At 36.2% G+C, this 20,184-nt stretch carries 22 protein-coding genes; 16 read left to right on the top strand and 6 right to left on the bottom strand.

Annotation, left to right across the window (positions count from 1 at the left end):
* Positions 1-7: 7 nt before the first annotated feature.
* The 3 genes from hemE (at position 8) to CHHT_RS07470 (ending at position 2,630) form a co-directional block, all read left to right on the top strand.
* Positions 8-1,039, top strand: a complete 1,032-nt coding sequence (gene hemE / locus CHHT_RS07480) for a uroporphyrinogen decarboxylase (protein WP_034962088.1) — start codon at positions 8-10, stop codon at positions 1,037-1,039.
* Positions 1,036-1,959, top strand: a complete 924-nt coding sequence (locus CHHT_RS07475; RefSeq protein ID WP_034962090.1) for a radical SAM protein — start codon at positions 1,036-1,038, stop codon at positions 1,957-1,959. Before hemE ends, CHHT_RS07475 begins: the two co-directional genes overlap by 4 nt.
* Positions 1,960-2,177: 218 nt before the next feature.
* Positions 2,178-2,630 (top strand): nuclear transport factor 2 family protein, encoded by a 453-nt coding sequence (locus CHHT_RS07470; protein ID WP_234945119.1) that lies wholly within the window; start codon positions 2,178-2,180, stop codon positions 2,628-2,630.
* A 246-nt stretch (positions 2,631-2,876) separates the two neighbouring features.
* On the opposite strand, the gene CHHT_RS07465 is transcribed toward CHHT_RS07470, so the two are convergent.
* From CHHT_RS07465 to CHHT_RS09230, 3 genes are read right to left on the bottom strand one after another with little or no spacing between them, the layout of a single operon-like run.
* Positions 2,877-3,236 carry a cyclophilin-like fold protein gene (locus CHHT_RS07465; protein ID WP_051663722.1) on the bottom strand — a complete coding sequence of 120 codons (360 nt, stop codon included), beginning with the start codon at positions 3,234-3,236 and terminating at the stop codon, positions 2,877-2,879.
* Positions 3,237-3,291: 55 nt separating this feature from the next.
* Entirely contained in the window at positions 3,292-4,314 is a 1,023-nt protein-coding gene (locus tag CHHT_RS07460; RefSeq protein WP_232051116.1) for an NAD(P)-dependent alcohol dehydrogenase, read from the bottom strand.
* Positions 4,284-4,460, bottom strand: coding sequence for a twin-arginine translocation signal domain-containing protein (locus CHHT_RS09230; protein WP_232051115.1), 177 nt, complete (start codon positions 4,458-4,460; stop codon positions 4,284-4,286). Before CHHT_RS09230 ends, CHHT_RS07460 begins: the two co-directional genes overlap by 31 nt.
* 282 nt (positions 4,461-4,742) lie before the next feature.
* On the opposite strand from CHHT_RS09230, the gene fabZ reads away from it, so the two are divergent.
* The 8 genes from fabZ to CHHT_RS07420 are packed head-to-tail and all read left to right on the top strand — an operon-like array spanning position 4,743 to position 13,507.
* On the top strand, positions 4,743-5,189 hold the full coding sequence (gene fabZ, locus CHHT_RS07455) for a 3-hydroxyacyl-ACP dehydratase FabZ (RefSeq protein ID WP_034962095.1): 447 nt from the start codon (positions 4,743-4,745) through the stop codon (positions 5,187-5,189).
* Positions 5,190-5,200: 11 nt separating this feature from the next.
* Positions 5,201-5,989, top strand: coding sequence for an acyl-ACP--UDP-N-acetylglucosamine O-acyltransferase (gene lpxA / locus CHHT_RS07450; RefSeq protein ID WP_034962098.1), 789 nt, complete (start codon positions 5,201-5,203; stop codon positions 5,987-5,989).
* On the top strand, positions 5,989-7,209 hold the full coding sequence (gene clpX, locus CHHT_RS07445) for an ATP-dependent Clp protease ATP-binding subunit ClpX (protein WP_034962100.1): 1,221 nt from the start codon (positions 5,989-5,991) through the stop codon (positions 7,207-7,209). The genes lpxA and clpX overlap by 1 nt, the downstream gene beginning before the upstream one ends.
* Before the next feature lie 9 nt (positions 7,210-7,218).
* The gene (locus tag CHHT_RS07440) at positions 7,219-8,256 is read left to right on the top strand and encodes a rod shape-determining protein (protein ID WP_034962103.1); all 1,038 of its coding nucleotides are present in this window, start codon (positions 7,219-7,221) and stop codon (positions 8,254-8,256) included.
* On the top strand, positions 8,246-8,998 hold the full coding sequence (mreC, locus tag CHHT_RS07435) for a rod shape-determining protein MreC (RefSeq protein ID WP_034962105.1): 753 nt from the start codon (positions 8,246-8,248) through the stop codon (positions 8,996-8,998). Before CHHT_RS07440 ends, mreC begins: the two co-directional genes overlap by 11 nt.
* A complete protein-coding gene (carB, locus tag CHHT_RS07430; protein ID WP_034962107.1) occupies positions 8,998-12,252 on the top strand; it encodes a carbamoyl-phosphate synthase large subunit in 3,255 nt (1,084 codons plus the stop codon). The genes mreC and carB overlap by 1 nt, the downstream gene beginning before the upstream one ends.
* Complete coding sequence (locus CHHT_RS07425; RefSeq protein WP_034962109.1) at positions 12,249-13,088, top strand: beta/alpha barrel domain-containing protein; 840 nt, start codon at positions 12,249-12,251, stop codon at positions 13,086-13,088. Before carB ends, CHHT_RS07425 begins: the two co-directional genes overlap by 4 nt.
* Complete coding sequence (locus CHHT_RS07420; RefSeq protein ID WP_034962111.1) at positions 13,085-13,507, top strand: Sua5/YciO/YrdC/YwlC family protein; 423 nt, start codon at positions 13,085-13,087, stop codon at positions 13,505-13,507. The genes CHHT_RS07425 and CHHT_RS07420 overlap by 4 nt, the downstream gene beginning before the upstream one ends.
* Before the next feature lie 34 nt (positions 13,508-13,541).
* On the opposite strand, the gene CHHT_RS07415 is transcribed toward CHHT_RS07420, so the two are convergent.
* Genes CHHT_RS07415 through surE form a run of 3 tightly spaced genes read right to left on the bottom strand, consistent with a single transcriptional unit; the run spans position 13,542 to position 15,836 of the window.
* Positions 13,542-14,426 carry a nuclease-related domain-containing protein gene (locus CHHT_RS07415; RefSeq protein ID WP_034962114.1) on the bottom strand — a complete coding sequence of 295 codons (885 nt, stop codon included), beginning with the start codon at positions 14,424-14,426 and terminating at the stop codon, positions 13,542-13,544.
* On the bottom strand, positions 14,419-15,066 hold the full coding sequence (locus CHHT_RS07410; RefSeq protein WP_034962116.1) for a tRNA threonylcarbamoyladenosine dehydratase: 648 nt from the start codon (positions 15,064-15,066) through the stop codon (positions 14,419-14,421). Before CHHT_RS07410 ends, CHHT_RS07415 begins: the two co-directional genes overlap by 8 nt.
* Positions 15,066-15,836, bottom strand: coding sequence for a 5'/3'-nucleotidase SurE (surE, locus tag CHHT_RS07405; RefSeq protein ID WP_059427234.1), 771 nt, complete (start codon positions 15,834-15,836; stop codon positions 15,066-15,068). Before surE ends, CHHT_RS07410 begins: the two co-directional genes overlap by 1 nt.
* Before the next feature lie 78 nt (positions 15,837-15,914).
* Here surE and lpxB point away from each other — a divergent pair, with 78 nt between their 5' ends.
* Genes lpxB through CHHT_RS07380 form a run of 5 tightly spaced genes read left to right on the top strand, consistent with a single transcriptional unit; the run spans position 15,915 to position 20,183 of the window.
* Positions 15,915-16,946: a lipid-A-disaccharide synthase gene (gene lpxB / locus CHHT_RS07400; RefSeq protein WP_034962118.1), complete on the top strand. Its 1,032-nt coding sequence runs from the start codon at positions 15,915-15,917 to the stop codon at positions 16,944-16,946.
* A gap of 40 nt (positions 16,947-16,986) precedes the next feature.
* A complete protein-coding gene (gene greA / locus CHHT_RS07395; protein WP_034962120.1) occupies positions 16,987-17,472 on the top strand; it encodes a transcription elongation factor GreA in 486 nt (161 codons plus the stop codon).
* An 8-nt stretch (positions 17,473-17,480) separates the two neighbouring features.
* Positions 17,481-18,509 (top strand): N-acetyl-gamma-glutamyl-phosphate reductase, encoded by a 1,029-nt coding sequence (gene argC, locus CHHT_RS07390; protein ID WP_034962122.1) that lies wholly within the window; start codon positions 17,481-17,483, stop codon positions 18,507-18,509.
* Positions 18,506-19,228: a UDP-2,3-diacylglucosamine diphosphatase gene (locus CHHT_RS07385; protein ID WP_034962124.1), complete on the top strand. Its 723-nt coding sequence runs from the start codon at positions 18,506-18,508 to the stop codon at positions 19,226-19,228. Before argC ends, CHHT_RS07385 begins: the two co-directional genes overlap by 4 nt.
* Positions 19,221-20,183 (top strand): chemotaxis protein, encoded by a 963-nt coding sequence (locus CHHT_RS07380; RefSeq protein WP_034962126.1) that lies wholly within the window; start codon positions 19,221-19,223, stop codon positions 20,181-20,183. Before CHHT_RS07385 ends, CHHT_RS07380 begins: the two co-directional genes overlap by 8 nt.
* Position 20,184: the final 1 nt, after the last annotated feature.

The raw sequence follows: 20,184 nt of genomic DNA, 5'->3' as shown, positions 1-20,184 counted from the left end.
ATTTAAAATGATATTTATAGACGCATGTTTTGGAAAGCACACAGACTATACTCCGGTATGGATGATGAGACAAGCAGGACGTTATCTGCCAGAATATATGAAAGTAAGAGAGCAAGCAGGCGACTTTTTATCTTTATGTAAAGACTATAAAAAAGCTAGTGAAGTAACGCTTCAACCAGTCGATATTTTAGGCGTTGATGCTGCTATAATGTTTAGTGATATTTTAGTTGTTCCTCTTGAAATGGGTATGGATCTTAAATTTGTAAAAGGCGAAGGTCCTGTGTTTGAAAATCCTATAAACTCTATGGAAGATCTTGATAAACTAAGCACCGAAAGAGCCGTAAAACATCTAGATTATGTATATGATACTATAAAGCTAACTAGAGATAAACTAGCTAAGGATAAGGCTCTTATAGGATTTTGTGGCGCTCCATGGACGATAGCTACATATATGATAGAAGGTGGTAGCACAAAGACTTATAACATCAGCAAAAAGATGGTTTATGACAATCCGCAACTTCTTCACGCCATACTTCGTAAGGTCACGAACGCTCTAAAGCTTTACCTTGAAGAACAGATAAAAGCCGGAGTAGATGCGGTGCAGATTTTCGATAGCTGGGCTAGTGCGTTAGAAGAGAGTGCGTATATGGAGTTTGGATTTAGCTATATAAATGAGATAGTTGATTATATAAAAGAGCGCTATCCGCATATCGCAGTTATCGTATTTCCAAAAGGGATCAGTGGATTTTTGAGTAAGATAACAGGTAAATTTGACGTATTTGGCGTGGATTGGAGTACTCCACTTAAGAATGCTAAAGAGATACTTGGTAAAAACTATGTTTTACAAGGAAATATGGAACCGACAAGGCTTTACAATAAAGACGCCATAGATGAGGGCGTAAGTGAGATATTAAGCATTATGCGTGGATCAAGGCATATTTTCAACTTAGGTCATGGCATACTTCCTGATGTTCCTGTTGAAAATGCAAAATACTTCATAAAATCAGTTCAAGAAAAATCAGCAAAATATTGTAAATGAGCTATCCTAAAAAATCATACAAATATATATTCGGTCCAGTGAGTAGCAGGAGATTTGGTAGCTCACTCGGGATCGACTTAAGCCCATTTAAAAAGTGCTGTAATTTCGACTGTGTTTATTGTGAGTTAAGCCGTGCAAAAGTCGTTTCTATGATAGAAGAGCCGCCTTTAGTAAAAGACATCATAAGCGAGCTAAAAGAAGCTTTAAAAGAGTTTCCAAACGTAGATGTTATCACGCTTACCGCAAACGGAGAGCCGAGCCTTTATCCAAATTTAAAAGAGCTGATAGAAGAGTTAAATGCCATTAAAACTACACAAAAAACACTTATTTTGAGCAATGGAACCGCAGTCTTGCATAGTGATAAATTTGATGCGCTCTTAGATTTAGATATAGTCAAATTTAGTCTTGATAGCGTTGTCCAAAAGACTTTTAGGAAAATAGACAGAGCTATAAAAAACTATAGCACCGACTTGATAGTAGAAAAGATGAGTGAATTTAGAGATAAATTCAGAGGAAAACTCATCTTAGAAGTCCTTGTAGTAAGTGGTTTTAACGACAATGAGAGTGAGTTTAAAGCTCTAAATAAAGCTTACGAAAGTATCCGTCCTGATAGAGTGGATATAAGCAGCATTGATAGACCGCCTGCGCACGATGTCAAAGGTATTTCGAGCGATTTATTGTACAAGCTTTCTAGCCTTATAACGGCGTCTAAAGTTTGCGTAGCTACAAAAAAAGCACTCGGAGAAAAGCTTGATTTTAGCCTTGATGAGCTAAGAAAACTTCTAAAACTAAGACCTCAAAGCAAATTTGACATAGAGAACAATTTCTCGCCTAGCTCAAAAGCAAATTTAGATATCTTGCTTAGTAATGGTGAAGCAAAAGAATTTGATCTAGCTGGAGTTATGTTTTATAAAATTTAGATTGATTTTTTGTACTTTTTTGAATTTCATAATTAACAAAACCATTTCAAAAATCTTGTAATTCCAAAAATTTCTACCAAGACCAAATCTGATAAAACCAATATTTAATCGATAAATTTAAATTATTTAAAGCATAAAATTACACTTTTATGATTGGCATTATTTAGTTAAATTTAATATAATCCCATCTTAAAAAATCAACCAAAAAAAGGACAAAAATGAAAAAATTTATTCTTTGTTTTATCACTACAGTTTGCATTATAGCGGCGTCTGAGATAGATATGCACGGCAAAAGTATGAGCGGGGCGACCTTGCTAACAAGTTCGCAATTTAGTGCTGCTAAAAACAAAATTTTAGTTCAAAATTTCTGGAATGCTGTTTTTAACGAACACAAAATTTCTGTTATAGATGAAATTGTCGATGAAAAATACATTCAACACAATCCATACTTCAAAGATGGCAGAAGTGCGTTTAAAGATGGTATAAGCGGCTTTTTCAAAGAATTTCCAGACAGCAGTGCACAGATCAAGCATATCGGCGCAGATGGCGATTTGGTCTTCATCCACAACCATATCAAGCTAAATGCTGATGATAGGGGACAAGCGGCTATGGATATTTTCCGTGTTAAAGATGGCAAGATAGTAGAGCACTGGGATCCAAGATATCCCTGAAAAAAGTCAAAATAACAACACAATGTTTTAAATGGCTTAAAATTTGATTTTAAAATGATAAATTTAAGCTTAGGTTGCTAAATGAGTTTTAGCGACCTTTGAAAACGGCTAAATTTTAGAATTTGGCCGTTTTGACACTCATATTTTTATTTATTTTCTATTTTATTTGATTTTTGGGTTTAAATTTGAATTGAATTAAATTTGATTTAAATTTGAAAAAGCCAAATTTGAATTTGGCTTTATGTGTTAGTCTTTTGTGAAAGTGATTTCAAAATCATTTTCTATAAGGCTTAGCTCTTTTATCTTATCTCTTAGCTTGCCAAGTGGTACAAGGGCGCTATTTGGCAACTGTTTATCATAAAATATACCTATATTTCCCCAGGGCGAAAAGTAAAACAGATCGCCGATTTGCGGAGTGTAGTATTGCGAGCCTTTAGCCGTGAGCGGAGTAGGTAAATTCGCTATCTTTTCTTTATTTGCATAGTCGCTAAATTTTAGGCTTAAAGGAAGCATAGCTATAAACTCTTTTGAAGCTTCACTTTCTTCCATATCTACTAATGTTTGGATATTGTTGAATTTGAGCTTGATGACTTCGCCAGCACTCATAGCTACTCCTAAAGTTAATACCATAAAAATATAAACTTTTTCATAAATTTCCTATCTATATAGTAGCCGAATCGATCACGTATCTATATCTGGCTTCTTTGTTCAGTACTTTTTTCCACGCGTCGTTTATCTCTTTTGCATCTATGATCTCTATATTTGGATATATCTTTTTTTTAGCACAGTAATCCACGACGTCTTGTGTTTCACGCATATCGCCGATGAGCGAAGCTGTGAAATTTACTCTAGTAGCGGCTAGTCCTAGGTTTTGCAATGTTAGCTCAAATTTAGGAGGCATTCCTACTTGAGTAAATGTCCCAAATGGTTTTACGCAACTAGCGTAAGCTGCGATGTCAAATTGCGCTGGAATAGTGCTTATCATATAATCTAATTTTTGATTATAAGCTTCTAGCTTCGAGAGATTATCTACGACTACTACTTCTTTTGCGCCAAAACTTAGTATGTCTTTTACTTTGTCTGCAGTAGTGGTAAATGCGATGACTTCGGCGCCTTTGCTAATGGCTATCTTAACAGCCATATGTCCAAGTCCTCCGATACCAGCTACGCCGACTTTGTCGCCTTTTTTTATCTTGTATTTCATAAGTGGTGAGTATGTTGTCACTCCTGCACAAAGTAGCGGCGCTGCTTGCTCAAAGCTGATGTTTTCAGGGATATGTACTGCAAAGTGAGCATTTACGACTAAATTTGTAGAGTAACCGCCTTGACTTATGGTAGTAGGCTCTCTTTTGTCTGGATATCCGTAGGTAAAGATAGCATCTTTGCAGTACTGCTCGCCACCGTTTTTACAGCTGTTTAGATCCGTATCTACCATACAGCCGACTCCTGCTCTGTCGCCGACTTTGAATTTGGTAACGTTTTTGCCTATTTCTCTAACGATACCTACTATCTCGTGGCCGGGGACTTGTGGATAGACTTGTTTACCCCAGTCGCCTTTCATCTGATGAATGTCTGAGTGACAAATACTAGCAAATTTGATATCTATAAGTATATCATCATCTCCTAGTGGTCTCCTTGTGAATTCCCAAGGTCTTAGAATTCCCGTTTCACAAAAGCAGCCCATCCGCGAGATCTTACACCTGCTTTTGAACTATCCCAGTTCGACGCACCAAATACGTTTGATGTTCCGCCAAGCGCTACTGCAGCAGTTATCGTAGCTGTTTTTTTGATGAAATTTCTTCTATCTTTATCATTATGTTTATTTTCCATAATATCTCCTTAGATTTTGGATTTTATATGGATATATTATAACCTACTATTTAAATTTACGATAGAATATTTCTCCAGATCACTTGCCTAATCCTACAAAATTTAAAAAATATTCAAATTTAAAATACTACTTGTGTGATTTTAAATTTAAATAACACGACAAATTTAAATATAAAACATATATAAATTTTTCATTTTTTTATCTATTTTACACTTCGTTTTATGTAACTATTTGCTAATTTTTGATAAAATTCAGAGTTTATATCAATGAAGGGCGTATTTATGATAGATGTAGTCGAAATCCAAAAAATTTTACCGCACAGATATCCGTTTTTGCTGATAGATAGAGTTTGCGAACTAGAAGTGGGCAAAAGTGTAAAAGCATATAAAAACGTGACCATAGGAGAGCAAATTTTTCAAGGTCATTTTCCAGGACATCCTATATATCCGGGCGTTATGATAATAGAAGGTATGGCTCAAGCAGGTGGAATTCTAGCATTTAAAAGCGTAGAAGATACAAGCAATATGAGCATAGAAAATAAAGTAGTATATTTTATGAGCATAGATAGGGCTAAATTTAGAAATCCGGTTCGTCCAGGAGATAGACTAGAGTATCGTTTAGAGGTTTTAAAACACAAAGGAAATATCTGGGTTTTGGACGGTCTTGCTTTTGTAGATGATAAGTTAGTAGCTGAAGCCGAACTAAAAGCTATGATAGTCGATAAATAAGACTGGTTTACATGAATAATATCCACAAAACAGCAGTCGTACAAGACGGTGCGATTTTAGGTGAAGGTTGCGTGGTCGAGCCTTATGCGTTTATAAGCAAAGACGCGGTTTTAGGCGATGAAGTAGTGGTAAAACAAGGCGCTAGGATAGTCGGAGATACGCATATAGGAAGTAAAAGTAAAATTTACAGCTATGCTATCGTAGGCGATATACCTCAAGACGTAAGTTACTCGCCTGAAGATCTAGGCGGTGTTAGGATAGGTTCAAATGCTACTATCCGCGAGTTTTGTACTATCAACTCAGGAACAAAAAAAGGTGATGGTTTTACGAGGATCGGCGATAATGCTTTTATAATGGCATACGTTCATATCGCACATGATTGCATACTTAAAGATAATATAATTTTAGCAAATAACGTAACTCTAGCCGGACATGTCGAAGTAGATGACCACGTCGTTATCGGTGGACTTACTCCAGTACATCAGTTTGTAAAGATAGGCGAAAGCTGTATGATAGCAGGTGCTTCGGCTCTATCTCAAGACATAGTGCCATTTTGTTTGGCAGAAGGAAATAGGGCTTACATAAGAAGTTTAAATTTAGTAGGAATTCGTCGTAGATTTGATAAAGAGATCGTTGAAGAGATAAATAAAGCTTATAAATTTTTATTTAGAAGCGGTGGAGGCTTGAAAGATAGAGCTGCGGAACTTTTGAGCTCAAATCCGAATGAATATGCAAAAAAAATGTGTGAATTTATAATCAATACAAAAAGGGGAATCCCGCTTGAAAAAGGAAAAGATTAATGGCTAGAAAGTGTAGTTTTTGCGGAGAAAGCGAAGGAAGCGATAGAAAGCTTTTAGCAAATGAAACCGATAGCGCTTTCATATGCGAGTATTGTATAGACGCGGGTTACGCTGCTATACACGGAGAAGAAAGTGACTATACCAGCAATGATACAAATAAAAATTATAAAGATATAACCCCAAAACTTTTAAAAGAAGTTTTAGATAGCTATGTGATAGGTCAAGAAAAAGCAAAAAAAGTTTTTAGCGTAGGTGTTTATAATCATTATAAAAGAATTTTTAAACAAACAGACGCCAATGACGATACGGAAATATCAAAATCAAATATCTTGCTTATCGGTCCTACTGGAAGCGGTAAAACGCTTATGGCTCAGACTTTAGCAAGGTTTTTAGATGTTCCTATAGCGATTTGTGACGCTACTAGCTTAACAGAAGCGGGATACGTCGGAGAAGATGTTGAAAATATACTTACGAAGCTTTTGCAAGCAGCTGATGGCGATGTAACAAGGGCGCAGCAAGGTATAGTTTTTGTCGATGAAGTAGATAAGATAGCTAGAATGGGCGAAAATCGTTCTATCACACGTGACGTGAGCGGAGAGGGAGTCCAGCAAGCACTTCTTAAGATCATAGAAGGAAGCCAAGTAAATATCCCTCCAAAAGGTGGCAGAAAGCACCCAAATCAAGAATTTATCCAGATAGATACTACAAATATCCTGTTTGTTTGCGGCGGAGCGTTTGATGGATTAAGCGATATCATAGAGCGAAGGATCGGTAAAAACGTGCTTGGCTTTGGACAAGAAAAACGAGGTCGTAACGATAAGATAAATTTGATAAATTTAGTTGAACCAGACGATTTGGTTCATTTTGGACTAATTCCAGAGCTTATAGGACGTTTGCACGCGATTGCAACTTTAAATGAGATAACCATAGATGATATGGTTCAAATTCTAACTAAGCCGAAAAATGCACTTTTAAAACAATACCAAAAACTATTTTCGATAGATGGCGCAAATCTTAAATTCGATGATGACGCCGTTCGCGCAGTAGCAGAACTAGCTATCAAGCGAAAAACAGGTGCTAGGGGACTTAGAAGCATTATGGAAGAGATGATGACTGATATTATGTTTGACCTTCCAGAACTCAAAGACTATGACGTCGTGATATCAAAAGACGTAGTCTTAGGTAAAGATAAACCACTGCTAATAAAAACACAAATTTAAAGGACGATTATGATTTTAGATCAAATTATTGGATTTTTTTCAAGCGATATGGGAATAGATCTTGGTACTGCAAATACTCTTGTGCTTGTAAAAGACAAAGGCATTGTTATAAACGAGCCAAGTGTTGTTGCAGTTCAAAGAGAAAAATATGGAAAACAAAAGATTTTAGCAGTTGGACATGACGCTAAAGAAATGGTCGGCAAAACTCCGGGTGATATAGAAGCTATCCGTCCTATGAGAGATGGTGTGATAGCTGATTTTGATATGACTGAAAAAATGATCAGGTATTTTATAGAAAAAACTCATAAAAGAAAAAGCTTTTTGCGTCCTAGGATTATCATCTCTGTGCCTTATGGTCTTACTCAAGTAGAGAGAAAGGCTGTTCGTGAGAGTGCTTTAAGTGCAGGAGCAAGAGAGGTATTTTTGATAGAAGAACCTATGGCAGCAGCTATAGGAGCAAATTTACCTATACGTGAGCCTCAAGGTAGCCTTGTAGTAGATATCGGTGGTGGTACTACTGAGATAGGAGTTGTATCTTTAGGCGGTCTTGTCATCAGTAAGTCTGTAAGAACTGCTGGGGATAAACTTGATTCTAGCATAGTGAATTACATAAAAGAAAAGTATAATTTATTGATCGGAGAGAGAACCGGAGAAGAGATAAAGATCAAAATAGGCTCTGCTATCCAACTTCCAAAAGAGCTTTCTATAGTAGTAAAAGGAAGAGATCAAGTAGGCGGACTTTTAAGTAGGATAGAGCTTACTAGCGAAGATGTAAGAGAAGCTATGAGAGAGCCGCTAAAAGAGATAGCTGATGCTTTAAAAACGGTTTTAGAGATGATGCCGCCTGATTTAGCAGGTGACATAGTAGAACGAGGCGTCGTACTAACTGGAGGAGGAGCCTTGATACGTGGACTAGATAAATATCTTGCAGATGTAGTAAAACTTCCGGTCTATGTCGCAGATGAGCCGCTTTTAGCAGTAGCTAAAGGAACAGGAAAAGCTTTAGAGGAGATAGGCTTACTTCAGCAACTTATGAATGAAGAATAAGATAAAATTTATTTTAGTTATCGGTTTTTTTGTTTTATCCTCTATATATTTTAGCGAAAATGTGAGATCTATTTTTGTAAATAGTACAAATTCTTCAATAGGTTTTTATGATAATTTCATAAATTCGATAAAAAACAAAATAAACGAACACTTTCGTCAAGTTGAAGAAATCAGAGCTTTAAGGGCTCAAAATGCGGAACTAGAAAAATCAGCCGCATTGCTATCTACTTTTGCATACGAACTAAACAATATCTTAAGCGATAGAAATGTGGGGCAGTACTCACCAAAAATCAAACAAACAAGAGCGTTATCTTATGTAAATATAGGCGATTATGATAAAGTTTGGTTAGATTTCAAAGATTTTGATCCGGATAAAATTTATGGGTTGATATATAGAGGAAAGACTGCTGGTATCATTGTAAATAAAGACGGCAGCCCACAAGGTCTTTTGCAGACTGATCCAAATTCGATATTTTCCGTATATATAGGAAATAATAAAATAGCTGGTATCGCAAAAGGAAATAATAAAAATATAGTTATAAAATACATATCTAGATGGCTAAATCCTAAGCCTGGAGATATGGTGTATACTACGGGATTGGATGGTATATTTTTCGGAGGTATTCCAGTAGGAAAAGTCATAAGTGTAAATGAAGAAGATCTGTATAAAAGTGTTATAGTTGAGCCGGATAATAAAATAGAGGTTCCATCATATTTATATGTTGTTATAAAGGAAGATTAATGCCAAAAAGAGAAGACATCAAGACAATTTTGCTTATAGGAAGTGGACCTATAGTTATCGGTCAAGCTTGTGAGTTTGACTATAGCGGGACACAAGCTGCAAAAACATTAAAAGAGTTAGGATATAGAGTCGTACTTATAAACTCAAATCCAGCTACTATAATGACCGATCCTGATTTTGCGGACGCAACTTACGTAGAGCCGATAACAAAAGAGAGCATAAGTCGTATAATAAAAAAAGAAAACGTTGATGCTATCTTGCCTACTATGGGTGGTCAAGTAGCACTAAACGTGGCTATGGAACTTTATGAAGCAGATATGCTCGGAAATGTTAAATTCCTAGGTGCAAATCCGGCTGCCATCAAAAAAGGCGAAGATAGGGTGGCATTTAAAGAAGCTATGTTAAAAATAGGTATGGATCTTCCAAAATCAATGTATGCTTACAATATGGAAGAGGCTATGAATGCAGCTACTGACATAGGATTTCCACTTATTATAAGAGCTAGTTATACTCTTGGAGGAGCAGGTAGCGGTGTAGCTTATAATATAGATGATTTTCGCGAGTTAGCTCAAGGGGGACTTGACGCAAGTCCTATAAGTGAGATCTTGATAGAAGAGAGCTTGCTTGGTTGGAAAGAGTTTGAGATGGAAGTTATCAGAGATAGAAATGATAACTGCATAATCGTCTGCTCTATAGAAAACTTTGATCCTATGGGCGTACATACTGGAGATAGTATCACTATAGCTCCGGCTTTAACGCTTACGGATAAAGAATATCAGCATATGAGAGACGCTAGCTTTAAAATTCTACGTGAGATAGGCGTAGATACAGGCGGAAGCAACGTTCAGTTTGCTATAAATCCAAAAAATGGCAGAATGACCGTGATTGAGATGAATCCGCGCGTTAGTAGAAGCTCGGCTCTTGCGTCAAAAGCTACAGGATATCCGATAGCCAAAGTCGCTACTATGCTTGCAGTCGGTTTTACTCTTGATGAGATAAAAAACGATATTACCGGTACTCCAGCGAGTTTTGAGCCAGTGATAGATTATATAGTAACAAAAATCCCGCGCTTTACATTTGAAAAATTTCCAGGCTCAAACCCTTACTTAGGTACTGCGATGAAAAGCGTAGGCGAAGTAATGGCGATAGGTTCTAGCTTTAAAGAAAGTATCCAAAAAGCTCTTTGTTCTTTAGAAAAGGACTATGCTGGATTTGATTTTCTAAATTTAGATGATGAAAAACTCATATTTGGACTTAGAAATGCACATGAAAAGAGAATTCTTTATGTAGCTCAAGCTTTTAGAAATGGTAAAAGCGTAGATGAAGTTTATGAACTAACTAAGATCGATCCGTGGTTTTTAAATCAAATTTATGAAATAACTGAATTTGAAAAAAGCGTAGATATGGATATCTTAAATGATAAAGAACTTCTAAGAAAAGCCAAAACTTGGGGATTTAGTGATAAGATGTTAGCGATCCTTATAAATGAAAAAGACAATCTCGAGCTTAGCCAAAACGATATATATTACGCTAGAATGAAGCATAATCTAGATTTAGAATACAGAGAAGTCGATACTTGTAGCGGTGAGTTTAAAGCGCTTACGCCATATCTTTATAGTAGTACTAATATCACGCCGAATTTACCAAATTTAAAAGTAGATAACGGAAATAAAAAAGTTCTCATCATCGGCGGTGGTCCAAATAGAATAGGTCAAGGCATAGAATTTGACTATTGTTGTGTACATGCGAGCTACGCTCTGCGCGATCTTGGCGTCACTACTATAATGTACAACTGTAACCCAGAAACCGTCTCAACGGACTATGATACTAGTGATATTTTGTATTTTGAGCCGATAGATTTTGAACATTTAAGAGCCGTGATAGAACGTGAAAAACCAGATGGCGTTATAGTGCATTTTGGTGGTCAAACTCCTCTTAAGTTTTCAAAACGCCTTACAATGATAGGCGCTAAGATAATAGGCACGAGCGCCAGAGTCATCGACGTAGCAGAAGATAGAAAGAAATTTAGTGAGTTTATAAGCAAAATAGGCGTAAAACAGCCACAAAATGATACAGCAACTAGCGAATCAGAAGCCGTGCAAAAAGCTTCTGTTATAGGTTATCCAGTTCTTGTTCGTCCTAGCTATGTTTTAGGCGGACGCGCTATGAGAAGAGTACATAGTGAGAGTGAGCTTAAAGAGTATATGAATGAAGCCGTAAAAGTGAGCAATCACTCTCCGGTACTTTTAGATAAATTCTTACAAGACGCTACTGAGCTAGACGTAGATGCGATAAGTGACGGTAAAGACGTATATATAGGCTCTATTATGGAGCATATAGAAGAGGCGGGAATTCACAGTGGCGATAGCGCGAGCATACTTCCACCACAAAACTTAAGCAAAGATATCATAAGTCAAGTTGAGGTTTGTACTAAAGATATCGCGCTAAATTTAGGCGTAATCGGACTTATGAATATACAATTTGCAGTGTATCAAAACGAGCTTTATATTATCGAAGTAAATCCGCGCGCAAGTCGTACGGTGCCGTTTGTGAGTAAGGCTACAGGCATTCCTATGGCAAAAGTAGCAACTAGAGTTATGTGGCAAGGAAATTTACTTGAAGCACTTAAATTCTATGATAAATTTGGTGTAGTTAGCAAAAGCGGAAGCATTTATAAGCCTAGTATTAGCTCTCATATATGTGTAAAAGAGAGTGTATTTCCATTTAATAAACTAAGCGGAGCCGATCTGATTTTGGGTCCTGAGATGAAGAGCACAGGCGAAGTTATGGGCATAAGTGATAGCTTTGCAAAGAGCTTTGTGAAGTCTCAGATCGCAGCCAAAAACAGCCTTCCAAGCAGCGGAAAAGTCTTTATCAGCCTAGCCGACGCTGACAAAGAGCGCGGAGTTTTGCTAGCCAAAGAATTTGTTAGCTTAGGATTTACGGTACTTGCAACTGGTGGAACGTATAAATTTTTAAATGCTGCAAATGTGCCTTGTGAAATGGTTTATAAAATAAGCGAAGGCCGTCCAAATATAGAAGATAAACTGAAAAACGGCGAGATAGCTTTAGCTGTAAATACCAGTGATAACAAATCAAGCTCAAGTGATGCACATAAAATTCGTCAAGCTGTGCTTAGATTTAAGATCCCGTATTTTACAAATATGAACGCAGCTTTAGTCGCAGCTAGCTCGATCAGTGCAAATGAAGCGGCTTTGGAAGTAAAAAGCTTACAAGAGTATCTAGGAAAATGATTAAATTTAGTAGTTTGGAGCTAGAAGATCTCGTAAAAAGCGATATCCCTTTTAACGATCTTACCACTGAGCTTATGGAAACTGGAGCAAAAGCAGAGCTTTCCATAAGCTCCAGAGGAGAGATAACGCTTAGTTGTTTAGATGCAGTGAGTCAAATTTGTAAAGCAAGAGAGCTTGAGTTTTATTCGGATTTTAAAAACTCTATGGAAGTAAAAAGTGGCACTCAAGTTTTAAGCGTGATCGGCGATTTTAGTGAGCTTCACGCCATATATAAGACTATTCAAAATTTACTCGAATATGCTTGTGGTATCGCAACTAGTGCAAATATGGTAGTAAAAATAGTAAAAGAAGCTAGTCCAGACTGCGAAGTTTTGGTTACTAGGAAAGTTTTTCCTTTTGCAAAGAAACTCTGCTTAAAAGCTGCGCTTGAGGGTGGGGCAAAAGTGCATAGGCTTGGGCTTAGCGATAGTGTTTTGTTTTTTGAAAACCATACAAATGCTTATAAGAGTTTAGATGAGTTTTTATCTGATATCTCTAAATTTAAAAAGAGACTTTGCGAGAGAAAAATCATCGTCGAGGCTAGTGATTTAGAGTTTGCAAAAGCGGCTTTAAAAGCCGGAAGTGATGGTGTGCAGTGTGATAAGATGAGCGTAGATGAAGTAAAAAGAGTGGTTGAATTTAAAAATACAAATTTCATCGATGCCATCATTTTAGCTGCTGGTGGTATAAATGAGTCAAATGCCGCGCAGTACGCAAAAACAGGCATAAACGCTATAGTTACGAGTGCGGTTTATGAGGGCGTTGCTGATTTGAGGGCTAGGATAGAGATTTTATGATTTATTTGGCTCAGACAGATACTACGGTCGGCTTTTTAAGCCAAGATTTAGAAGAGCTAAATAGACTTAAAAATCGCCCTTTGGATCAGCCTTGCCTTATTTGCGTAAGTAAATTTAAAATGTTAAAAAACTTTGCTAGGGTTCCTTGCAAGTTTAAAAACCTTGTCAGACGTGCTAAAAAAACGACTTTTATTTATCCAAATTCAAAAGCTCTTCGTGTTATCAAAGACTGCGATCATGCTAAATTTTTAGATAAAATAGGCTGGGTGTATTCAAGTAGTGCAAATCTTCATGGGCAAAAATTTGACTTAGAATTTGCAAAAAATAGTGCAGACGTTATTTTAGACAGTGATTTTAAGGAGCTTGCACCTTCAAAAATTTATAGACTTTCAACCACGAATTTATTAAAAATCAGATAAGCCATATAGTATCCGTTTTTTGAAAAATTTGGCACTAAGTTTCGTCGTCTTTGACTATTTTTTCTATTATTCCAAACTTTATGAGCTTAACGCCACTTTTCCCTGCTTCTACAAATCCAACGCTATCGTTTGGTTTTACTTTAAATATTTTTGATTTTATCTTTAGTTTTTTCTTTTTACCTATCAGTGAGCTTAAAAAGCTAAATGGAATTTTTCTGTTCCATTTAAGAGAACAATTTGTTCTAAAATGTTTTGGCAACCTTGTTCTTTTACCGTTTATCACAAAGTACCTGATATTTCCGCAAAGCTCAGCACCACCGTATAAGTGTAGTTTTGAAAATATTGTTAGAGAGTTTAGGATATTTACTAATTTTTCATCAAACGTTACTTGCTTTTTGAATTTTAAAAATCTCTTTTTTCTGTTTAGCATAGCTAAAAAATCTCTACCAGTTTTTATATAAATGCTGTTTTTTAGCTCCTTTGCGAGCCTTAAAGAGTTATTCATAAAAATAACTTGCGGATATATTTCATAACCTTTTAGATCAAAGCCAAGAGATCTTAAGTGAGCGACGAAAAATGACGTATTTCTAAGTAGTTTTTTGAGTGGATTTGAGTGATTTATACTTTTTTGTTTGCTATTTTGTATCCATTGATCATCTTCATTTACGCTGACACTTCCAGACCAGTTTTTGATCTCTATGAGATAAATTTTTTTACCATCAAGCACGATAAAATCTATCTCGTGAAGACCTGCGCCATCATCTTTTATGCGTTTGTTTTTAAATACGCGAATTCGTTTTATCTGCCCAAGTAGCTCGGCAAACTCGCTTTCGCCGTTATTTCCTGCTACTTTGCTTAAGTTTGGTTCTGTTTTTACTGGATTATGTAAAACCATAAAATTTTGCCAAAAATTAAGCATTTATGATCTTTTTTATAGCTAGGCTTGCTAAGTTTAGTCCGAAACTCGCTGTTACGCCTATAAAGCTTCCTAAATTTACGCAATTTGGTGCTTCTGTTGAGAAAACTACCTTATAATCTCCCTTAAATCCCGCTTTTTTAAGCTCATATCTAATTTTTCTAGCAAATGGATCGTTTATGGTTTTCCAGATACTTGCGACTTTTATTTGCGCTGGATCAGTGCGTTTTGCCCCACCCATTGAGCTAAGTAGTTTTTTATAACAAATTTTAGCTATTGCTATTTTAGCTGGGATATCGTCTATGCAGTCGATGACAAGGTCGAAGTTGTCAAAATTAAACTCGTTTATTACTTCAGGAGTTAGTCTTAAATTTATCGTTTTTATGCCTGGATATAGCCTAGCAAATACGTCTGTTTTGAGTTCTCCTACAAACTCGCTTCCTATTTGGCGATTTTGATTTGTTATGTCGAATTTATCGCAGTCGATAAGGGTTAAATTTGTTACTCCGCTCCTATAAAGCGCGTCCGCACATACGCCACCTACGCCGCCACATCCGCATACAAGAATCTTTGCTTTGCTTAATTTATCAAATTTATCTCCAAAGAGCCATTTTGCTCTTGTAAATCTATCTGCTATTTGCATCAGATCCAGCTTTTTAGTCTATTTATACTATGATGAGCCGTCATATCAAGCTTTATAGGGGTTAGAGATGCATATCCATCAAATGCGGCTACTAAATCACACTCGTTTTCGTTATCTTCGTGATAGTGGATATTTGGCGTTCCTAGCCAGTAGTACTCTAGTCCTCTTGGATTTCTATGAAGTTCGGCGTTTGTATTATATGCTTGATGTCCTGCTGGGACTATTTTTAGCCCTTTGTATTCGCTTTTTGGGACTGCTGGAATGTTTAAATTTAAAAACTCTCTACCATTTAGCGGAAAGCCTTTTTCAAATATACTCTTTACTATGTCTGCGCTGATCTCGCAAGCTAGATCAAAACCGTATTTGTCTATGCTATCGTTTTTATATAAAAGAGATATCGCCATAGACGCTACGCCTTGTAAAGTACCTTCCATAGCACCTCCACAAGTTCCTGAATACGTGATATCTTCGCCCAAATTTGCTCCGTGATTTATACCACTTATGATAAGATCTGGTTTTTTATGTTTATACATCGTTTCAAGCGCAAGGTATATACAATCGCTCGGCGTTGCGTCATCAAGCTTAAAAAAGCCATCATCAAGCTGTATAAATCTAAGTGGACGAGTTAATGTTATGGAGTGCGAACAAGCTGATTTTTCGCTACTTGGAGCGACTACGGTTACTTTTGCTATGTCTTTTAAAGCATTTCTTAAAGCTCTGATGCCTAAAGCTTCAAATCCATCATCGTTTGTTATTAAAATTTCTTTCAATTATTACCCCTTTATAGTCATTTTACCCGAACTTTTTAAATTTTTGATATAATGAAACAAAAAGATAGGACGCCTTTTATGAAAATTTTAGTTTCTTGCCTTGAAGCTTCGGCGAATTTACATTTAGCAGAGGTTTTAAAGCATTTAAAAAATAGCGAAATCTGTGGGATTTTTGATAAGAAATTCGGTGAGGTGCTTTACGATAGTAAAGAGTTTTCAGCTATGGGATTTGTGGAGATCTTACCGCTAATTTTTAAGGCAAAAAAAGCTTTAAAACAGATGGTTTTGCTTGCTGAAAACTGCGATAAGGTTTTGCTTATAGATAGTCCTGCTTTTAACCTACCTTTAGCAAAAGCTATAAAAGAAGCCGGTTTAAAATGTGAGATAACTTACTACATACTTCCACAAGTTTGGGCGTGGAAAAGTGGACGCGTAGCTAAAGTGGAGAAATACTGCGACAATCTAGCTTCTATCTTACCTTTTGACGCTTCATTTTATTCGCGCTCAAACTACGTAGGTCATCCTTTGCTTGATGAGATAAAGGTGCAAAAAAGAGAACTTTTAAATAGCCAAATCGTAGCGTTTTTACCGGGTTCAAGGAAATCAGAGATAACTAAACTAATGCCTGTATATAAAGAAGTCGCATTAAGCTTAAATGGTAAAAAACTTTTAGTAGTGCCGCCAAATTTAAAGAATGATATAGATGAAATTTATGGCGACGTGAGTGAGTTTCAAGTGGTTTTTGATACTCATAAAGCCCTTTTACAAAGTGAATTTGCCTTTGTGTGTTCTGGAACTGCTACTCTTGAAGCGGCTCTTATAGGAACTCCTTTTGTGCTTTGCTATAAAGCAAAAGCGATCGATATATGGCTTGCTAGAAAGCTTGTAAAACTAAAACACGTAGGACTTGCAAATATTATATTTGATTTTATGGGTAAAGAGGCGCTAAATGTTGAGTTGATCCAAGAGCAAGTTAGTAAAAAAGCTTTGCTTGATGAGTATAAAAATTGTGATAAAAGTAAGTTTTTACGAGCTTGCAAAGAGCTTAGAGACTACTTAAAACATGGAAGCGCTAAAAAAGTCGCCGATATACTTTTAAGCCAAATTTAGATAAAATAGGGTCAGTTTAAAATGTAAATAGAGGTGAAAAATGACCGAACCGATGACAATTTATGGTTATGAGAAAATCACTGCGGAGCTTAGAGATCTAAAGCTCGTCCAAAGACCTGCTATCGTTGAAGAAATCGACATTGCAAGAGGTCATGGCGATCTAAAAGAAAACTCAGAGTATCACGCAGCTAGAGAAAAACAAGCTTTTATAGAAAACCGTATAGCCGAGCTTAGCGATATAGTAAGTAGGGCAAAAGTCGTAGATCCTAGCGAGTATGAACACGACAAGGTTAAATTTGGCTCAACAGTTACTATAATGGATGTTGATACCGAGCTTGAAACGACTTATACTATAGTGGGTATCAGCGAAAGTAACCTAGAGTTGGGTCTTATCAGCATAAATACTCCTCTTGCAAAACAACTCATAGGCAAAAGTGAAGGCGATGACGTGGTACTAACTTTGCCAAATGGAAGAAGCGAGATAGAGATAGTTTCAGTATTCTATAAACCGATCAAATTTAGTTAAGGTTAAAGATGAAAATAAGCGTCGGCATAATAGGAATCAGTGGATATACCGGACTTGAATTAGTAAAACTTTTGATAAATCATCCAAATTTTGAGCTTTGCTATGCAGGGGCAACTAGTCAAAATGAGCTTGAAGATATATTTCCAAGTCTTAAAAATGTACTAAATTTAAAAGTTGAAGTCGCAGATACAAATGAAGCAAAAAAGCGTTGCAAACTTCTATTTTTAGCGCTTCCTCATACTGAAGGTATGAAAGTGGCTAAAGAGTTGAGAGGCTCAGGCGTAAAGATAGTCGATCTTTCTGCTGATTACCGAGTGAGTTTAGAAAATTATGAGAGAAATTATTGTCCTCATTTAGATAAAGATGGATTAAAAGATGCTGTTTATGGACTAGTAGAGATAAATAGAAATAAGATAAAAACCGCAAATTTGATAGCAAATCCGGGATGTTATCCTACTTGCTCACTTTTAGCTTTACTACCGTTTGCAGATATGTTAGAGCCTAAATTTGGTGTAATGATAGATGCAAAAAGCGGTCTTAGCGGTGCTGGAAAAAGCTTAAAACAAACTAGCCATTTTGTAAGCGTAAATGAAAACGTAAATGCTTATAGTCCTCTTACGCATCGTCATGAGGGCGAGATAAAAGAGCACTTAAATAAAAATCGCAAAGACTGTTTAAAAGATGATATTGATGTAATGTTCGTGCCGCATTTAGTACCGCTTACTCGTGGAATGTTAGTGAGTAGTTTTTTGGTTCTTAAAGATGAGTTTAAGGGTATTGATCCACTTCAGATTTTAAGAGATTTTTATAAAAATGAGAAGTTTATACGCATTAGGCGTGAGCCTGTTAGTATCAAAGATGTCGCCGGAACACATTTTTGTGATATTTTTGCGATAAATAATGATGGTAAGATTTGGATAAATAGTGGCATAGATAATCTTCTTCGTGGCGCTTCATCTCAGGCCTTAGCAAATGCAAATTTGATGTTTGGTTTTGATGAAAGCTTAGGGCTTCCTTTAGTCGGCGACTCTATATGAGAGAAATTCTAGACGGCGCTTTGTTTATAGCCGATGCTCATGATAATGCAAACAAAAAAGGTTTTTTAAATTTTCTAAAATCTTTAAAAAATGGAGCCATCTCTACGCCGCCACAGCTTTTTATAATGGGAGATATGTTTGATTATCTCTCAAATACGACTTATTCTAAAGAGTTTTTTAAAGACCAAATTGAGCTTTTAAACGAACTTAGTAAAGAGATGAAAATTTATTATTTCGAGGGAAATCATGATTATAATCTTGCTGAAATTTTCCCAAACATAGAAGTGTTTAACATTTATGCTCAGCCTCAAATTTTTACAGATAAATTTGGACAAAAAGTCAGTTTAGCACACGGCGATATTTTTTTAAAGCCGTTTGAGAGCTTGGCTCTTAGATTTTTGAGAAATAAATCATTTTTATGGATAATGGATCTCATAGATAGATTTTTTAAATTTAAGATATCAAAGCTGATTTTAGCAGCTCAAGCTATAAAGCGACTTGATTATAAAATAGTTGATTTTGAGTTTGTTATTGGAGCTAAGATTTATAACTACCAAACTCCAAAAATCATCGAAGGACACTATCATCAAGGTGTAAATTTACGGTTTGATGATAAAATTTATATAAATTTACCTTGTTTTGCGTGTGAACAAAGGTATTTTATAGTAGAATACACAGATGAAATGAAATTTCAAATCTTAAGGAGCCCAAATGTTTGATGATAATATTCTTAAAACGGGTTCGAATGAGATGGAGCTTGTTGATTTTCGTATATTTAAACAAGGCGAAGATAGAGTTTATGAAGGAATTTACGGAGTAAATGTTGCCAAAGTTAAAGAAATCATCAAAATGCCAAATCTTACCGAACTTCCGGGAGTCCCAGACTATATAGAAGGTATTTTTGATCTTCGCGGTGTGGTTATCCCTGTTATAAATTTAGCAAAATGGATGAATATAATCGAGCCAAAAGATAGTATATTAAAACCTCGTGTTATCATCGCTGAGTTTAGCGATATATTTATAGGATTTATCGTCCATGAAGCAAAAAGAATTCGTCGTATAAACTGGAAAGATATCGAACCGGCAAATTTTAGCGGCGGCGTCGGAAATGGTACTCTTGATAAATCAAAGATAACCGGCGTAACTAGGATAGAAAATGATGAAGTTCTTTTGATCTTGGATTTAGAAAGCATAGTTGAAGAACTTGGAATTTATCAGCCAAAGATCGAGATGGAAGTAGATGAGATGACTCAACTTAGCGGTATGGCTTTGGTGTTAGATGATAGTCTTACTGCAAGACGTTTGGTCGGTGATGCTCTTACGAAAATGGGACTTAGGGTTGTTGAAGCAAAAGACGGAGCAGAGGGGCTAGAAAAGATAAATGATCTTTACGCTCTTTATAAAGAAGATCTAGAGCAAAACTTAAGAGTTATCATAAGTGATATCGAGATGCCTCAGATGGACGGTTTTCACTTTGCAGCTAGCTTGAAAGAAGACAAGAGATTTGCAAATATTCCTATTATTTTCAACTCGTCTCTTAGCAATGAATTTAGTGAAATGCACGGAAAAGAGGCTGGAGCTGATGGATACTTGACTAAATTTAACGCTACTCAGCTTTACAAAGAGGTCATAAAAGTGATAGATGCTCATAAAAAATATTTAGATAAGAGGTGAT

Origin of the sequence: Campylobacter hyointestinalis subsp. hyointestinalis (assembly GCF_013372145.1) — a bacterium.
In the GTDB taxonomy this organism is placed as follows: Bacteria; Campylobacterota; Campylobacteria; order Campylobacterales; family Campylobacteraceae; genus Campylobacter; species Campylobacter hyointestinalis.
The sequence above is the reverse complement of the archived record's forward strand: the minus strand, read 5'-3'. Positions and strand labels throughout refer to the sequence as shown.

Coding starts and splice junctions, on each gene's coding strand:
- fabZ (WP_034962095.1), top strand. CDS start 4,743: ATGATAGATGTAGTCGAAATCCAAAAAATTTTACCGCACAGATATCCG.
- lpxB (WP_034962118.1), top strand. CDS start 15,915: ATGAAAATTTTAGTTTCTTGCCTTGAAGCTTCGGCGAATTTACATTTA.
- CHHT_RS07475 (WP_034962090.1), top strand. CDS start 1,036: ATGAGCTATCCTAAAAAATCATACAAATATATATTCGGTCCAGTGAGT.
- hemE (WP_034962088.1), top strand. CDS start 8: ATGATATTTATAGACGCATGTTTTGGAAAGCACACAGACTATACTCCG.
- CHHT_RS07385 (WP_034962124.1), top strand. CDS start 18,506: ATGAGAGAAATTCTAGACGGCGCTTTGTTTATAGCCGATGCTCATGAT.
- CHHT_RS07460 (WP_232051116.1), bottom strand. CDS start 4,314: ATGGGCTGCTTTTGTGAAACGGGAATTCTAAGACCTTGGGAATTCACA.
- CHHT_RS07470 (WP_234945119.1), top strand. CDS start 2,178: ATGAAAAAATTTATTCTTTGTTTTATCACTACAGTTTGCATTATAGCG.
- carB (WP_034962107.1), top strand. CDS start 8,998: ATGCCAAAAAGAGAAGACATCAAGACAATTTTGCTTATAGGAAGTGGA.
- CHHT_RS07415 (WP_034962114.1), bottom strand. CDS start 14,426: ATGCTTAATTTTTGGCAAAATTTTATGGTTTTACATAATCCAGTAAAA.
- lpxA (WP_034962098.1), top strand. CDS start 5,201: ATGAATAATATCCACAAAACAGCAGTCGTACAAGACGGTGCGATTTTA.
- CHHT_RS09230 (WP_232051115.1), bottom strand. CDS start 4,460: ATGGAAAATAAACATAATGATAAAGATAGAAGAAATTTCATCAAAAAA.
- CHHT_RS07380 (WP_034962126.1), top strand. CDS start 19,221: ATGTTTGATGATAATATTCTTAAAACGGGTTCGAATGAGATGGAGCTT.
- CHHT_RS07425 (WP_034962109.1), top strand. CDS start 12,249: ATGATTAAATTTAGTAGTTTGGAGCTAGAAGATCTCGTAAAAAGCGAT.
- clpX (WP_034962100.1), top strand. CDS start 5,989: ATGGCTAGAAAGTGTAGTTTTTGCGGAGAAAGCGAAGGAAGCGATAGA.
- CHHT_RS07440 (WP_034962103.1), top strand. CDS start 7,219: ATGATTTTAGATCAAATTATTGGATTTTTTTCAAGCGATATGGGAATA.
- CHHT_RS07420 (WP_034962111.1), top strand. CDS start 13,085: ATGATTTATTTGGCTCAGACAGATACTACGGTCGGCTTTTTAAGCCAA.
- CHHT_RS07410 (WP_034962116.1), bottom strand. CDS start 15,066: ATGCAAATAGCAGATAGATTTACAAGAGCAAAATGGCTCTTTGGAGAT.
- mreC (WP_034962105.1), top strand. CDS start 8,246: ATGAAGAATAAGATAAAATTTATTTTAGTTATCGGTTTTTTTGTTTTA.
- argC (WP_034962122.1), top strand. CDS start 17,481: ATGAAAATAAGCGTCGGCATAATAGGAATCAGTGGATATACCGGACTT.
- CHHT_RS07465 (WP_051663722.1), bottom strand. CDS start 3,236: ATGAGTGCTGGCGAAGTCATCAAGCTCAAATTCAACAATATCCAAACA.
- greA (WP_034962120.1), top strand. CDS start 16,987: ATGACCGAACCGATGACAATTTATGGTTATGAGAAAATCACTGCGGAG.